The 16961-nt window shown below is 38.3% G+C and carries 13 protein-coding genes; 11 read left to right on the plus strand and 2 right to left on the minus strand.

The features are described 5' to 3' along the window. The first annotated feature begins 274 nt into the window (after nucleotides 1-274). From LBYS11_RS10750 to LBYS11_RS10785, 9 genes are all read left to right on the plus strand, one after another. Entirely contained in the window at nucleotides 275-1789 is a 1515-nt protein-coding gene (locus tag LBYS11_RS10750; protein ID WP_103118098.1) for a lmo1851 family serine protease, read from the plus strand. Nucleotides 1790-1857: 68 nt separating this feature from the next. Next, a complete protein-coding gene (locus LBYS11_RS10755; protein ID WP_103118099.1) occupies nucleotides 1858-2760 on the plus strand; it encodes a CobW family GTP-binding protein in 903 nt (300 codons plus the stop codon). Between the two features lie 442 nt (nucleotides 2761-3202). Continuing rightward, nucleotides 3203-3889, plus strand: a complete 687-nt coding sequence (locus tag LBYS11_RS10760; RefSeq protein WP_103118100.1) for a CAP domain-containing protein — start codon at nucleotides 3203-3205, stop codon at nucleotides 3887-3889. 102 nt (nucleotides 3890-3991) lie between these two features. After that, on the plus strand, nucleotides 3992-4303 hold the full coding sequence (locus LBYS11_RS10765) for a helix-turn-helix domain-containing protein (RefSeq protein ID WP_103118101.1): 312 nt from the start codon (nucleotides 3992-3994) through the stop codon (nucleotides 4301-4303). 178 nt (nucleotides 4304-4481) lie between these two features. Then, nucleotides 4482-7436, plus strand: a complete 2955-nt coding sequence (locus LBYS11_RS10770) for an EAL domain-containing protein (protein ID WP_103118102.1) — start codon at nucleotides 4482-4484, stop codon at nucleotides 7434-7436. 121 nt (nucleotides 7437-7557) lie between these two features. Next, entirely contained in the window at nucleotides 7558-8991 is a 1434-nt protein-coding gene (locus LBYS11_RS10775) for a spore germination protein (protein WP_048392906.1), read from the plus strand. Then, on the plus strand, nucleotides 8988-9413 hold the full coding sequence (locus tag LBYS11_RS23615) for an SLC5/6 family protein (RefSeq protein WP_233732719.1): 426 nt from the start codon (nucleotides 8988-8990) through the stop codon (nucleotides 9411-9413). The genes LBYS11_RS10775 and LBYS11_RS23615 overlap by 4 nt, the downstream gene beginning before the upstream one ends. Next, entirely contained in the window at nucleotides 9413-9871 is a 459-nt protein-coding gene (locus tag LBYS11_RS23620; RefSeq protein WP_233732721.1) for a GerAB/ArcD/ProY family transporter, read from the plus strand. The genes LBYS11_RS23615 and LBYS11_RS23620 overlap by 1 nt, the downstream gene beginning before the upstream one ends. A gap of 132 nt (nucleotides 9872-10003) precedes the next feature. Next, the gene (locus LBYS11_RS10785; RefSeq protein WP_103118103.1) at nucleotides 10004-11080 is read left to right on the plus strand and encodes a Ger(x)C family spore germination protein; all 1077 of its coding nucleotides are present in this window, start codon (nucleotides 10004-10006) and stop codon (nucleotides 11078-11080) included. 43 nt (nucleotides 11081-11123) lie between these two features. On the opposite strand, the gene LBYS11_RS10790 is transcribed toward LBYS11_RS10785, so the two are convergent. Continuing rightward, nucleotides 11124-12470, minus strand: coding sequence for an MATE family efflux transporter (locus tag LBYS11_RS10790; RefSeq protein WP_103118104.1), 1347 nt, complete (start codon nucleotides 12468-12470; stop codon nucleotides 11124-11126). A 171-nt stretch (nucleotides 12471-12641) separates the two neighbouring features. Here LBYS11_RS10790 and LBYS11_RS10795 point away from each other — a divergent pair, with 171 nt between their 5' ends. After that, complete coding sequence (locus LBYS11_RS10795; protein ID WP_048392899.1) at nucleotides 12642-13718, plus strand: undecaprenyldiphospho-muramoylpentapeptide beta-N-acetylglucosaminyltransferase; 1077 nt, start codon at nucleotides 12642-12644, stop codon at nucleotides 13716-13718. An 80-nt stretch (nucleotides 13719-13798) separates the two neighbouring features. Here LBYS11_RS10795 and LBYS11_RS10800 read toward each other — a convergent pair whose 3' ends face one another. Continuing rightward, the gene (locus tag LBYS11_RS10800) at nucleotides 13799-14347 is read right to left on the minus strand and encodes a GNAT family N-acetyltransferase (protein WP_004230128.1); all 549 of its coding nucleotides are present in this window, start codon (nucleotides 14345-14347) and stop codon (nucleotides 13799-13801) included. Nucleotides 14348-14889: 542 nt separating this feature from the next. Here LBYS11_RS10800 and LBYS11_RS10805 point away from each other — a divergent pair. Continuing rightward, a complete protein-coding gene (locus LBYS11_RS10805; protein ID WP_103118105.1) occupies nucleotides 14890-16917 on the plus strand; it encodes a diguanylate cyclase domain-containing protein in 2028 nt (675 codons plus the stop codon). The last annotated feature ends 44 nt before the right edge of the window (nucleotides 16918-16961 follow it).

Below are 16961 nucleotides of genomic sequence, written 5' to 3' on the forward strand. Positions count from 1 at the left end.
CACGTTATATTCTTATAGCATTTCTATGATTCTTTGAGTTTTTTGTTGACTGCTACTAGGAAATGAGTAAAATTAAAAGGCAGTACCATAATATGCCTAAACTTAGTAGTATGATGGCTGAATAGGTGCTGGAATGCTAGTTATAATGAAGCATGATCGGACAAGGTCTGTCATGAAATTTTGACAGTCTTTTTCTTTTCGTCTTCTGGATAACCTGTTAAGATGGTAGTAGTGTGACAACAAGTTAGTGTAAATGAGAGTGGTGACAATCAAGATGGATGAACAGAAAAAAGAAAGTACAGAACAGCAGCAGGAGCCGACTCCAGCTGAAATAAAGCCGGCAGGACAATTTATACAACTGAAACCGTTTAAATTTATCATGCTAATGTTCTTTACAATTCTTATTACGGCAGGTTTAACAATATTTGCGTTAACCTTTGGTGATAAGAAAGTAGTAGAAGTGAAAGTTCCGATTGAACGAGAGGAATTTACAAAATTATATGAAGCATTTGATTTACTGAAAAATAACTATTACCAAGATATTGACGATGAAAAAGTGGTCGATGGTGCGATCAATGGTATGTTTGATGCATTAGGCGATCCTTATTCCGATTTCATGGTAAAGGAAGAAGCGGATCAATTTAATTCTGGCTTATCTTCAAGCTTCCAAGGAATTGGTGCAGAAATCCAAGAACGTAATGGTTATATTACAGTAGTGTCACCTATCAAAAATTCTCCTGCTGAAAAGGCAGGCTTATTACCAAAAGATATTATCTTAACAGTTGATGGGAAAAGTATTCAGGGCTTAAGTGCAACAGAGGCAGTTGCACTGATTCGTGGCGAAAAAGGAACACCCGTAAAATTAACGGTAAAACGTGGCGAAAATACGGAACCTATTCAAATGACAATTGTTCGTGATGACATCCCAGTCGAAACCGTTTATGGTGAAATGCTGGATGGCAATATTGCCCATATTCAAATTACATCATTTAGTGAACAAACTGCCCAAGAGCTTGAAAAAATCCTTACTGAGTATGAAGGCAAAGGAATGAAGGGCATTGTATTAGATTTACGTCAAAATCCTGGTGGCTACCTAAAGGCTGCAGTCGATATCTCTAATTTCTTTGTACCAGAAGGAAAGGCGATTGTGCAGGTACAAGAAAAAGATGCGGAGCCTCAAATTACAAATGCCATTGCAGGTAAAAAATATAACCTACCGATTACGGTACTAGTTGATAGTGGCAGTGCTTCAGCCTCTGAGATTTTGGCAGGAGCATTAAAAGAGTCAGTTGGTGCTAAAGTTGTTGGTGAAACATCATTCGGTAAAGGAACTGTCCAAAATGTTACACCATTAAAAGACGGCTCTAATTTGAAATTTACGACAGGTAAATGGTTAACACCGAAGGGCAACTGGATTAATGAAAAAGGAATTGAGCCTGATGTCAAAGTTGCGTATCCATCCTATGCCTCTTTACCATACTTGAATGCCTCTTTAGAAATGAAGACAGGCCTACAATCTGACTCTGTGAAAGCAGCAGAGGAGATGCTTCAGGTGCTAGGGTATGAGCCTGGTGAAGTAGATGGGATCTTTGATGACAATACAGCACAGGCAGTAGAAAAACTACAAGCTGCGAACAACCTTGAAGAAACAGGCATTCTAACAGGTAATACAACGTATGCATTAATGGATGCGTTACGTGCAAAAATGAAAGCCGATGATCCTCAGTTACTAAAAGCGAAAGAGCTTCTTGTAGGAACAGCCGAAAAAACAGAGGAAACAACAAACTAACAATGTAGCTGTCGCAACAGTTGTCTTTCACGGCATCTGCGACAGCTTTTTTTATGGGAGGAACTAATATGAAAGATGTGTACCTATTTAGTGGCTTTTTAGGGAGCGGCAAAACATCCATGCTGACAGATGTCATTCGCCAGCTAAAAGAAAAGAAATTAAAGCCTGCTGTTATTATGAATGAGCTCGGGAAGCTGCCATTTGACTCGCAGGCAGTGGAAAAGGATATCCCGCTAAAGGAGATGCTAGAGGGCTGTATTTGCTGTTCAGGTGCTGAAAAAACAGAGGCACAAATTCAATCTCTTCTATTAGATAGTGATTTTGATGTGCTCATTATCGAAACAACAGGTGCAGCACATCCTGTAGAAGCTTTGGATGCCGTTTTTTCACCGCTTTTTGCAGATCAGCTCAATGTGAAAGGCATTATCACGGTGGCGGATTCTAAGCTCTGGCTACACCGTGATACATTAACACCACAAGTGCGCTCTTTATTTCTGGAGCAAATTCGCCATGCACATCTATTGTTAGCAAATAAAACAGACTTATTAACAGAGGCAGAGCAAGGTCAGGTCGTCTATGAACTACAGGGCTTGAACCCTCATGCCTTTATATTGCAAACGACAAATGGACGCGTACCACTCAGCTTATTAGAGGGGCTGAAGGCAACAACACAGGTCGATAAAGCAGATATAGTTAAAGCGCCAATAGCCTCAATGCAGCTGGGCTCTCGCTTAGTAGATTTTACAGATCAGGAATTTACACAGGAGCAGTTTGAAGATTGGGTGCGTGCATTACCTGAAACGATTTATCGTATGAAAGGCTATGTACCAATTAAGGGCATCAAAAACCCAATGTTGTTCCAATATGCCTATGGAATGGTGCAATGGCTCCCAGAATATATAAAAATGCCAGCAAAACTTGTTATTATTGGAGAGAATGTTAGTGCTTTACCTATTATTGGGGCTAATTGAAGAATAAAGCAACCAGTGAATTTCTGCACGTGAACAACCTGTGTAGCTTTACACAGGTTGTTTTATTTTTATGTAAATGAAATGTAACGCTCTTGTAACACAATTGTAATATTAGGCTAACATGAGGCTACGACACTAGCCATCTCTAGGGTGATGCAAAGAAAGTAATGAAGAAAGGCGATTAAAAAATGAGTGTATAAAACATACATTTTTTATTCATATCAGCTGTTTATTTTCTAAAATATTTACGAGTTTAGGAGGGGTGTCAACCCTCTTTCAAACGTAAGTATTTCATAGATTGGTGAAACCTGCTAAAAATAACGCGAAAAAAACGTGATTTTTCGCGCATTTTCTTCTTCGTTGGCGTAGTTAGCAGATGTTGGTAAGATTTTAATGAAAATCATCCCTTACGATTAGTGGCAGAGAAGGAGGAATTGCAAACATGAAAAAAACACTAACTGCAATTTGTGCAACATTTCTTTTAGCAGCTCCAATTCAAATAGCTTCTGCTGCTGCAAATACAACAGAGGGGAATTCAGTACAGCAATCAACAAACTGTAATGTTTATTATTATAAATGGTCAAACAATAATCATAAGTGGACGATTAAACTTCCACAGGCATCTACACCATCTAATGAGACGCCAACAACAAATAATACAACAACAAAGCCAAATAATAATCAATCATCACAAAATGAAAAGCCAGCAACACCACCAACTACTTCAACACCATCAACAACAACTTCAGATGTGGACGCATTTGAACAAGAAGTAGTAAAATTAACAAACGCTGAGCGTACAAAAGCTGGTTTATCACCACTTCAAACAGATGCAAAATTAATGGCTGCAGCTCGTGAAAAATCACAAGATATGCAAACAAATAAATATTTCTCACATACGAGCCCAACATTTGGTTCACCATTTGATCGTATGAAAGCTTTAGGTATCGCTTATAAAGCTGCAGGTGAAAACATTGCTCAAGGTCAACGTTCACCACAAGAAGTAGTACAAGCGTGGATGGACTCACCAGGACACCGTGCGAACATTTTAAACGGTAAATTTACACACATCGGTGTAGGTTATGTGAAATCGGGTAACTACTGGACACAACAATTTATCCAAAAATAATCATTTATTAATAGAAAGATGCTCTATAAGTCTATAAAGGCTTATAGAGCATCTTTTTTTATTGAATTAATGGTAAAATTTGATGAGAAAGGGAGGATAGAATTGAAACAATATAGCATAGCAATAGCGATTTTCTCATTAGCCGTGTCGTTTTTAATAGGAAGCTGGCTCATCGCCACTAGTTTAAAAGAGCAGCCAAAGGAATCCGTGCAACATCAGCTATTGTCACAACAAGAGGCAGCTGATTATTTAGGAATCAGTTTAGTGGAAGTGCTAAAATTAACAGAAGTGCCAGATGGATCAAATAGTTACATAAGCGAAATCCCTCATGTGAAGGTAGGGGACAAAGTCTATTATCCAAAGCAAGCCATTGATCGCTGGCTATTGGATATGGAATTAATCGTAGTACCTTAAGAAAAACATATGAACTATTTCTTTGGATAGGGGCATCACCTAATAAAAAAGAGCGCTTCTCCAGCGAAAAACGGTCGATGAAACTTTTCTTTCTCTTTTATAAATAGTAGTTTTTAAACTGTATTTTGGGGGAATTGATAAATAAGTAGTGGGTAAAAAGTAGGGAGAGGTGAGATGGATGAAAAAGCCGAATCTATTAAAGCAGTTTTTTACAAAAGAAGAAAGACCGCATACGTTTGCGCTGGCAACAGCTCAAGATCATCGTTTATTTTCATATGCCATGTCCTTTGCCAAGTATCACCCCGATATGATGATTGTGTTTGCGGCAGATGGCGAAATTATTTACGTCAATCAAGAAGCACTCTATGAGCTATTACAATATCGACCTAGTCATGCAGAAGATTTTAAGAAAATTCTGACTGATGTAGATTATAAACGATTAAAAAGAGCGTTCAATCGAACATTACGAGGAAAGTCGGTCAAGATTGATATTGAAAGACTACAGCATCAAGGACAAAACCTAAGCCTCGTACTGACGTTTATACCAATCAAAAATGACGACAATCAGGCCGAGGGGCTCTATTTAATCATTGAAGATATGTCCACGTATTCAGCCATGAAGCATCAGTTAATGCTACATGAGAAGCATTTAAATTACGCCCAGCATATTGCGGCAGTTGGGAGCTGGGAGTACTTTATTCAGCATGACAAACTGTTTTGCTCAGATAACTTTTATCATATTTTTGGCTTTGCACGTTCAGATAACGATGGTATTGATCACGTTTTCCAGTTCATTCATCCAGATGATTATGAAAGGACATATGATGCATTTAATCATGCTCGAAAAGGGACTAATTTTGACAGTGACTTCCGAATTTATCACGGTAAAACCAATGAACTGCGTTTTCTACAGGCAGCCGCCGAAGTAATATGGAAGGATGACAAGCCCTTTAAGATGATTGGGGTTGTCAAAGACGAAACGGCTTTCAAACTACTTGAGAAAACACTAAATGATACATTAGCCAACTATCATTCTATCTTTGACAATTTAGATGCAGGGATTTGGATGCGAGATTCCATTCGTGGCAATATGCTGTTCGCCTCTAAAGGGTTGGAAGGAATTCTTGGTATTCCATTAGCTAAGCTTTATGATGACTCAGAAGTATGGATTAATATGATTCATACTGCACATCGTGAGGAGGTATTAGCGTATACTGATCATCTCGCTTCAGGCAAAAGCTATCAAGTGATTTATCGTATCCTAACGGGGGATAATCAGACAAAGTGGTTGCTGGAGCAAATTGTGCCGAGACTAGATCAGCAAGGGGAGGTCAACCATATTTTCGGCTTAGTAACTGATATTACAAAGGAGATTGAACGAGAAAAGAAGCTTAATTATTTAGTGTATTATGATGAATTGACAGGTTTACCAAATCGCTTGAGCTTACATGATAAAGTTGATACCTTATGCTTAGCTGGCGAACCCTTCGCACTATTATATATTTCGATTAACCGCTTTCATATCTTAAATAATGCGCTAGGTACGAAAATCGGTGATGAGCTTCTGCGCACGGTGACTAACTACTTTTCAACACTAACAGATGATCACAGTTACATGGCACGTTTAGACAATCAGCATTTTATCATTGTCATTAAAAAATATGTGAGCAAGCAACATATTTACGCGCTGGCTAGCCGTATACTGAAAACCTTTGATACACCTTTTTCGATAAAAGACTATCGCTTGCACCTATCTGCTAGCATTGGTATTGCTTTTTATCCAGAGGAGGGCTTAACGAGAAACATTTTATTAGAAAATGCATATTCAGCTTTATGCTATGCGCAACAGCAGGGAAGGAATCGTTTTCATATTTATGCCTTTACAGAGGATATTACTTCCTATAAACAGTATGTGTTAGACCGAGATATGCGACAAGCCATGTTAAATGAGGAATTCGAATTATATTTCCAACCATTGGTGGAGCCGCAAAAGGGGGTTATCAACGGTGCAGAAGCGTTAATTCGTTGGCATCATAAAGAATGGGGCCTTGTGTCACCTGGTGAATTTATTCCATTAGCGGAAGAAAACCATATGATTCACATCATTACAGATTGGGTGATTAAAAAAGCATGTGCGTTGTTACAGCACTGGAAGCAGCAAGGGCATGTGCTGCGAACAATTAGTATTAAGATATCGCCAATCCGTCTGATGAAAAAGGGCTTTATTCAGTTTGTCCAAGAGCAATTACAGGTAAATTCGATTGACGCTCATTATATACAGTTCGAGATTAGCGAAAGTACCATCTTAAAAAATAGTACAAGTGTGATGACCGTTCTTAAAGAATTACAAGACATCGGTGTCAAAATTGCTATTGGTGATTTTGGAACAGGCTACTCATCCTTAGAATCATTGCGAACATTCCAACCAACGACACTCCATATCTATGAAGCGTTTATCCGTGAAATTCGTCATGACCGTCCGATTGAAAATGGACTCATTTCAGCAACGATTTATTTAGCCAAAATGCTTGGTATTCAGGTTGTGGCAAAAGGAGTTGAAAGTTACGAACAATTTATCTTTTTAAAGCAGCAAGAATGTGATTATTTGCAAGGTAGTATTTATACGAAGGCTGTTCCCGCGAAAGCTTTTGAAAAAATGCTGGCACAAGGCATTTTAACACCACAAAAAGCGATTGTTCATAAAAAACCTGTGGTGGAGCGACGCAAATATTATCGTTTTCAATTCCCGGCCTATGTGAAGGGCTTCATGACAATTATCGAAATGAATGAGCAAAAAATTAATATCAGTCATACCCCGATCATCATTGAAAATATTAGCTTAGGCGGCATGAAGATTCGCTCTTCTTTGAAGCTACCCGTTAATCAAACGATGAAATTTAAATTTAGCTTTATTTTAATGAATCAATCATTTAACCTAGAGGGTACTTTTAGATGGACCTTAGAAGAAAAATACCAAATCTATTCTTATGGCGTCGCCTTTAATTTGACGCAGGAGGATGAAGGAAAATTAGCCCCGATCATCAATCGAATGACAGCCTTGCATAATCACCATGAAAAAATAGAGGGAACGCCCTTTATGTATGAGGATATTGAAGCTTATTTTAAAAAATAGCTGATCATGAAGATGCCCAAATGTTCTAGAGGGCATCTTTTTTTCATGGCGTGGAATCACACGAACTAAGCGTTTGAAATACACGAAAAATGCTTATACTCTCCAGTAGAGGAGGCGTTTTATGGATAAAGTGGAGTATATGATCAAAAGCCTACAAAAAGCATTCTACCATTCCTCGGATTTGACCGTCAGACAAATAGATTGGCATGAAGGGGACACGGCTATTTTATGCTTTTACGCTTCTCTTGTTGATGCGAAGGAAGTCCAAAAAATACTGGATACCATTTATGCACGTTTAGATACAGAAAAACCTTTTTGGAGTGAAACCCTACTTACAACACTCGATAATTTTGCGCTACCGCAAGCGATTGAACGGGTTTGCCAAGGTGAAACGCTCGTGATTTTGCCTGATACGGGAAAAATGCTGACGTTAGCGATTACCAATGAAGTTCGTCGTAATCTTGAGGAGCCAAACAATGAACATATTCTGCGAGGCTCCCATGAGGGTCTTGTGGAGCGGGCGGATACCAATTTAACATTGATACGAAAGCGAGTGAATAATCCCGCTCTTGTGGTCAAATCTTTTACAATTGGACAACAAACTAACACTAAAGCTTATTATCTCTATATGGATGGGGTTATACAGCCTGAAACCTTACAAGAGATGGAAAAGCGGATTGCAGACATTAAAATCGACTATTTTTATAGTATTGGCCAGTTAAGTGATGCACTAGAGGATTCCGTGTTATCGCCATTTCCACAATTGTTAAATACAGAGCATCCAGATCGTGTGGTAGCCCACTTAGTGGAGGGTAAAGTTGTGGTCATGACCAATATTTCGCCGTCTGCCTTGATTGGCCCTGTGACATTTTTCTCTTTCTATCAAACACCTGATGACTATAATAGTCGGGTAGTGGTTGGCTCTTTTTATAAAATAGTGCGTTTACTGTCGTTTGTAACGGCGGTTTTTTTACCAGCATTTTATATTGCTGTGATTAGCTTTCACTTTGAGGTATTACCCTTAGAATTAAGTAATCAAGTAAAAAATGATGTTAATGATATACCTTATCGACCGTTAATTGAAGCACTGATACTTGAGATTATTATGGAACTCATTCGAGAATCAAGTATTCGTTTACCACAATCAGTAGGGCAAACGATTGGGATCGTAGGGGGATTAGTGATAGGAGATGCCATTGTAAGTGCGGGACTCGTGTCGAACTTAATGGTCATTGTTGTCGCCTTAACGGCCATTTCAAGCTATGTTGTCCCGTCCGTTGAATTGAATAGCACGATTCGCATGATCCGTTTTCCGTTTATGCTACTTGCCTCATTATTTGGGTTTTTAGGCATTGTGGTAGGAGTTGTCATCCTATTAATTCATTTAATTAGTTTAACGTCATTGAAACAGCCGTATTTTTCACCTATCGTACCATTTCAACCGAAAGCTGTTTATAAAATTTTTTTACGCTGGCCATTTATTAGACCGACAGTCCAAGTTACTTCCTTTCAACCACCGAAGGATGAAAAGGGAAAAAATGAGGATACACCATGAATTTTTCTCTATCAAAGGCACAATTTTTTTTACTACTCTTTATCATTCAGACAGGTGTTGTCTACATTGCCTTTCAAACACCGTTAATCATATACAGTCAACATAGTGCATGGTATGTCTTCTTCCTTGCTAGCATCTTCCATTACGGCTTGCTGTTATTTTTTGAACGTTATTATCAATTTTTCTTTTTAAATGGGTTCTTTCGCTGGGTCTATCTGATCTATTGGTTATTAATAACAGCTGTATTAATTGCCTATATGGGGTATGTTCTGGCCTCATGGGTCTTGCCCCGAACACCTGAATGGATTGTTGTCATGATGATTGTAGGGCTATCTTTGTATGCCAATTTAGTTAGACCAGAAACCATCATCAATATTGGTGTCATGCTAATTCCTATTATTTTCCTCTTTGTCATTTTTTAATGCTGGCTATTCCAGATTTAACGTGGAGTAATCTTTTTCCCGTTGAGTGGAACAATACTAGGCAAATCATGGCGGGCATGATTCATAGCATGTATGCCTTTTTTGGGATTGAAATGTACCTCCTTTATCGTCCATTTCTCAAACAGGATTTACAGGTGAAGGGAAAGCCCTTATTGATTTATCAACTCGTCATTTTTATCTTTTATTTTATTTCGGTTGTCTTTACACAAATGTTCTTTGCTTTGGAGGAGGTTCAACTAATACCAGAGCCTATTATGTATATTTTAAAATCACAGGAAGTGAATTTTGTAAAACGGCTGGATATTTTTTTCATCTATATTTGGCTTTCTTGGTCCATTGTTACGGTCATGATCTACGGTTTGTCCTTTCGTGTGCTTTATTTGTCAAAAAACGGAAGCATCCGAAACGAAGTATTGTTTTTTTTCATCTTCTCTTAGCCATTCTGCCGCTATTTGTCATGCAATTTCAGCGCATTGAGTTTATCAAAAATTCTATACACTACGTACTCATTGTGTTTACGATTCTACTACCAATGATGATAATTTGTTGGAATAAATGGAGGGGAAAACGTGTATCGTAAAGGGATTATGCTCCTCTTGTCTATGTTACTTTTAGCTGGCTGTTGGGATGAACGACTTTATAAAAACGCTTCCGTTGTGACGCTCGTTGGGGTGGACGGATATATAGGGGCATACAAGGGATATTATGCCTATCCGAATACAGCAGCTCAGCAAAATGAAGTGATTGAAGCGGACGGCATTTCACCAAGAGATGTACGGAATCAAGCCAATTTAAAAGTAGAACAAACACTTGATTTATCTGAGCTATCGACCATCCTTGTATCGGACCAAACGGTAAGAGAGCCTCTTTATGATATTTTGGATATTTATTTTCGTGATCCCCAAAACCCGATTTCGATAAAAATTGCTGTAACAGAAGGGGATGTCAAGCCGTTTATAGAGCTAACAAAGGATTTAGCAGGGGGGGCAGGAGGCTATTATGAACGTTTTATGGAAAGCACAGAGGAAAATACAATTTTTCCGAAATTAGATTTACAGACGGTTGGCTCCATGCTATTTGAACAGACAATTGATATAGCACTTCCGTATATTCAGTTAAGTGAGGATAAAAAGCATGCTGTTGCGGCAGGTGTCGCTTTGTTCTCAGGTCAAACGTTTACGGGTACAATATTAACACCAAAACAATCTCTCACGATGCTTCTCTTCATGAATCAACCTAGCAAACAAGCGCGGATGAGCTATATGTGGAAGCATGATGGAAAATCGATGCCAATCACGGCTGATGTTATTCATATCAAGCGTCAATGGACGGTGAATGAGGAATTAAAAAGAATAGACATGGATTATCTCATAGAGGTAGAAATTGAGGAGTTTGCACATGACCATTTATATAAAGACCCCGTTTTCAAGGAGGTTCAGCAGTTGATTCAAGATCATGTGCAGGGAGAGTTTGAGGAGGTTTTGCGGATTCTTCAAGGTCAGCAATCAGATACGTTGGGGATTGGTCGATATATTCGTGCCTATCACCCCAAAATATTTCAGAAGGATTGGCATGCTGTCTATGCATCCTTACAGCTAGTGCCGTCTGTTCAAGTGAAAATCATTCGCACAGGTGTTTTACGCTAAAAAAATCGCCTTTCTCAAGTTAGAGAAAAGCGATTTTTTGTTGTTAAACAGTGACTCTTTTTTGAACAACCAATAGACGAATTAAAAGAGAAATTGCGCCCATTGTTAAACCTGCCACAAGGCCAATCCAATAGCCAAATGGACCGAAATCCGTATGTGTGGCAAGGGTATACCCAACTGGCAAGCCAATCACCCAATAAGATATAATGGCCATGATAAACGTGATCATAACATCTTTATAGCCTCTCAATGCGCCTTGTACTGGTGCTTGTATTGCATCAGATAGCTGGAAAATGGCTGCGTAGACTAAAAATTGTACGGCATACTCAAGTACCATCTGATCTGTCGTATACATATGTGCTACAGGTTCACGTAAAATAAACAAGATGCAAGCTGATATAAAGCTAAATAAAATGGCTGTGCCTACACATAGATAACTATACATACGAGCATCTCGCATGCGACCAGCGCCGATCTCAAAACCTACTAATATTGTGACACCCATAGAAATACTGAGCGGAACCATGTATAACAAAGAAGTGAAATTGATGGCAATCTGATGGGCTGCGATGATTTCTGTGCTAAAATTACTCATCATCATGGTCACAGCAGAAAAAATACTTGTTTCTGCAAATAGGGAAATACCGATCGGAATCCCAATCAATAAAATTTCCTTCCATCGAAGCCATTCAAGCTTAGGCCAATCATGGAACAGACGGAATCGTTCGAACGGTACTCGTTTAGCGATGATCCATACTGTAATCATGAATATTAGCCAGTACGTTATTGCTGTCGCTACACCAGCTCCGATGCCGCCAAGCTCAGGCGCACCAAATTTGCCGAAAATAAAGATATAGTTCAGCACGATATTAATGGGTGTTGTCATTAAGGTAATGATCATCGTGACCCGTGTCTGACCAAGGGCGTCAATAAAGCAACGCATAACAAAAAATAAGAAAAGTGGCAAAAGACCCGCACACATCGCATAGATGTAGCCTTTTGCAATGCTATGTACAGCAGACTCTAAGTTCATCTTACTAAGTATCCAATCAATGCCAAAGAAGAGTCCTGTAAAAATAAGGATCGCCAGCAATATGGCGACATAAATGCCTTGCTGGACTGCCTTTTTTGCATCCATCTCTTTTTTCGCTCCCACAAGCTGTGAGACAATGGGCGTAATAGCTAGGAGTATACCTGAAAGTCCAGTATAAATTGGCATCCATATAGAGGAACCAATCGAAACACCTGCTAAATCAACCGTCCCGTAACGACTGGACATTAAAATATCAAAAAATGAAATAAGATAAATAGCTACCTGTGTCACTAAAATAGGGACAATCATTTTTAAGAGTAGCACGTATTTTTCCTTAATTGTGGATGTTTGATACATATTTTCTACTTCCTTCATGAACATAATGAACAAGTATAGCATATGTAAAGAGAGAAAAGCTGAAATTTTCATGCTTCATCTATATCTTTTCGTCAGCATATAGTAAAATAGAACACTGTAAACAAAAAGTAGTGCTAACTACAATGGTTTTTAAGGAATAGGAGAATTTGTGTGAAACAACAAACAATCATTTTAACCGGTGGTGGGACAGCTGGCCATGTATCGTTAAATCAGGCGATACTCCCGTCTTTACTAGAACTTGGTTATGATGTCCACTATATTGGCTCAGAGCAAGGTATTGAAAAAGAATTAATTGGCGAGGCGTTCCCCGATGTTCCGTTTTATGGCATTGCGAGTGGTAAATTGCGTCGTTATTTCTCCATGAAAAATTTTACAGATCCATTTAAAGTGCTTGCTGGAATGATGCAGGCTTTTCGTATTATTAAAAAAGTGAAGCCACAGGTTGTCTTTTCAAAGGGAGGGTTTGTCTCTGTACCCGTTGTGATGGCAGCGAAATTAGCAGGTGTGCCAGTCGTCATCCATGAATCTGATGTAACACCTGGTCTTGCTAATAAAATAGCCTTACCTTTTGCTTCACATGTATTCACAATTTTTGAAGAAACTCTGAAGCATTTACCTCAAGAGAAGGCTACTTGCACAGGCTCCATTATTCGTCCTGAGTTATTTGAGGGAGAAAGAGCAAGGGGGCTAGCTTTCTGCGGCTTTTCTACTTTAAAGCCTGTTTTACTTGTTATGGGAGGGAGTTTAGGCTCTGTTGTCTTAAATGAGGCACTACGTAAAAACTTACCAGAGCTCCTCAAGCAATTTCACATCATTCATTTATGTGGGAAGGGGAATTATGATGAAGCACTGGAGGCAATGCCAGGCTACAAGCAATTTGAGTATGTGACAACAGAGTTACCTGATTTATTGCATGCTGCAGACTTTATTGTGTCACGAGCAGGCTCTAACTCCATTTTTGAATTTTTAGCGCTTCACAAGCCGATGCTATTAGTACCTCTCTCAGCGCAAAAAAGCCGTGGAGATCAAATTTTAAATGCCAACTTGTTTAAAAAACAAGGTTACGCAGAAGTGTTACAGGAAGACGAGTTGACAAAGGAATCTTTTATGAAGTCTGTTCATACACTAACAGAGCGTAAAGTGGAAATGGTGGAGACAATGGCAAAAACGCAAAAACCAAAAACACCAGATGAAATGGCGTCATTAATTTTACGGTACAAGAAATAAGTGCTATTTGAAAAAAGAAAAGAAGCTATGAGGTAGGTCGAAATGACAAAACCTTATAGCTTCTCTTTTATATATACACACTACATTGCTTGCTCTTCGCCTTCTTGCATTTGGTGTGCCGTTGTTAGGTAGAATAAATCTTTTGGAATTTTAAATAAATTAAATTGTGCCTCACCGCTATTAACCTGCGCTAATAATGTTGGATGACTTTCATTGGCACTCACCACATAGGGAAGCTTTAAAGCGGCACGCTGTGATTTTAAATTTTCAACACGTATACGGAGAAAGACCGTATGAAAATTATAGTCAAAAAATAACTCGTTCAAAAATAACATTTTTGCTTTTTGATTATAACCTTTACCTTGGTAAGGGAGTCCAATCCACGTTCCTAGAAAGCCTGCACCGTCCTCCACATCGTGAATACTAATGGTGCCGATTGGTTGACCCCAATCATCAGTTATGGTCCTCGAGATAGCGAGTCCTCTCGCTTCCTCTTCAATCAGTTGTTTTGTCATAAACCAATATTCATCAGCGGATGTGGCTTTTTGACGGACAAAAGGGAATACAGAAGGGTGTGATAATAGCTCATAAAGCTCTGTACATTCATGCAGGTCTCGATGTTTAAGCATACGAAACGCCTCCTTTACTAGGGTAGTTAAAACAATTCCGTTGAAGCATAAAGAAGAAAACTAAAATTCGTACTGGAATTAAAACCCAAAGAACTAGACGTTATAACTATGATATTCCATAATCTCCCGCTGTCTTACTGATTTCGACCATACCGAAAAAAGGCTAGTTTTTTAAATATAATATAACATATAAACTGCTTGATGCAATCATTTTGCTCGTAAAAAAACAAAATTTGAGTTTAATAGTCAGTGAATTCTGATAAATGAAATGTGATTATCCATAATATTGTTGTTTTTTAGCATTAAGACTAACCTATCAATTTTAACTAATATTAATCATTTATCTACATCTTTAGTAGGATTGTTGGCTTGTTATAATAGGTAATATATCAAATATTATCCTTAAAAGGATATAATTTTTACGATTCTAGAAAGGTAATTTTTTATTTTTATGTTATAATAGTAGTATTATTTTTAATCTAACAACACATACATACGAACATTTCTATCATGATGGCAATGGCTTTTCTGGAGGTGACAGCATGGAGTATATTTTAAGCGAAGATTTCTTTAACTCATTATTTATTGGCAAGGATTTTGTTTTTCTCGTGAAAAAAGTAGGGGACGATTATCAATATATTCGCTTAAATCAAGCAGCTCAAGATCTGTTATCGAATGAGGCGATTGGTAAAATGATTTCGACCGTTACCTCAAAGCGTAATTTTTTGATCATTCAGAAAAATTACCATGAGGCCATTAGAGAACATAAACAGGTAGACTATGTAGATTATGCATATGTTCAGTCGGAGGTTCGTAAATATGAAACATCCGTCAGACCGTTGAAATATAAGAACGAAGACTATATTTTAGCCATCACGAAGGAAATACTTTATGACCGCAGTATTGAAGATAAATTTTTATTTATGCGGTCCATGTTTGACCATGCCTTTTTCTCAACAGTCATTTTATCGGCTGAAGGAATGATATACGAAGTGAATTCAAGCTTTATGGAAGATTTTCAATTAGATAATGAAACCGTCAAACAGAAAATGTTTGTGGATTTACCGATTATTCCAAAGGAAGAAGTTGAACAAATAAAAATTTGTTTGCAGAAAGCTGCAAGAGGGGAAAACGTTGGCGAGAAGTTTATTAAATTGCATACATTGGACCAGCAGGAACGCATGTATTTACTGTCACTATCACCAGTGATGCAGGATGATAATTCCTTTGCCATATTTCTTATCATGCAAGATTTTACACAATTTACTTTACAAAAAGCAGAATTACGCTCGAAGTCTCACGGGCTAGAAGTATTTAAATCTGCATTAAATTCAGCTACAGCCATTGCTGTATTAGATCATAAGGGTAACATTACCGAAGTGAGTGAGATGTTTTTACAGGCTTCTGGCTACACGGCGGAGGAGTTAATCGGTCAGCCCTACGCATTGATCGAACCACGATTCCGTGGGCAAGACCTTTTTCAAATAATTGAAGATAAGCTGGACACGATGGGAATGTGGCGTGGAGAACTTTGCTATCGAACGAAATATCATGCAGATTACTGGGTAGAAACTACCATCGTTCCATTAAAAGATGAGTTTGGTCAAATCGAACAAATTTTAACCATTAACTATGATATTACGGATAAGAAAAGAATGTTCACAGAATTAAAAAATATTGAACGTACTTTCAGACTCATCACAGAAAATACAAATGATTTAATTGTGATTACAAATGAGGATGGCATCATTATCTATGCTTCCCCGTCCTATGGTATTTATTTAGGTTATGAAAATGTAGAGCTACAAGGACAGTTTTACAGTGACATTATTGATCGAGAAAGTAAAGGCGAATGGCAAACATTCTTGAATAATTATACAGGGCAAACAGATTCACAGTTTGAGCTTTTACTGAAGGCGAAAGATGGAACGCCGATTTGGACAGAAGGAAATGTCACGGTTGTGCACGACCCTGAACGTGAAAAAGTTTCTCAAATTATGATGGTGTCTCGTGAAATTACACATCGCAAAGAAAGGGAAAATGATTTGCTGTATTTAGCCTATCACGACGCTTTAACACAGCTACCTAATCGGCGTTTTTTAGAAAAGGAGTTTCCTAAAATCCTAGCAGAAGCAAATGAAAATCAAACCTGTGTGGCGATGCTCTATATAGATGGTGATGATTTTAAAGAAGTAAATGATCGCTTTGGCCATGAGACGGGCGATGCGTTTATTCAGCGATTCGGCAGTTCCTTGAACAAAACAGTTCGAAGCCATGATATGGTTATTCGAATAGGTGGCGATGAATTTATTGTCATCTTAACTGGCTTAACAAGAGATCAGAAAAAAAGACATCATCAAATTATGCATATTATTCGACGGATTCGCGATGAATTAGCAGAAGGCTGGATGATAGAGGACCATCTTTTTACACCAACTGCTTCAATTGGCATTGCCTATTACCCAGACCATGCTCGAACATTGGATGAGCTAATGGATTTAGCTGACCAAGCATTATATAAATCAAAAGAGTCGGGGAAAAACAACCTCTCCATTTCAGATATACACTAAAAAGTCTGTCCACAAGGTTTTCCTTGTGAGACAGACTTTTTATT

The sequence above is a fragment of the Lysinibacillus sp. YS11 genome (genome assembly GCF_002896375.1).
GTDB classification, from domain to species: Bacteria; Bacillota; Bacilli; order Bacillales_A; family Planococcaceae; genus Lysinibacillus; species Lysinibacillus capsici.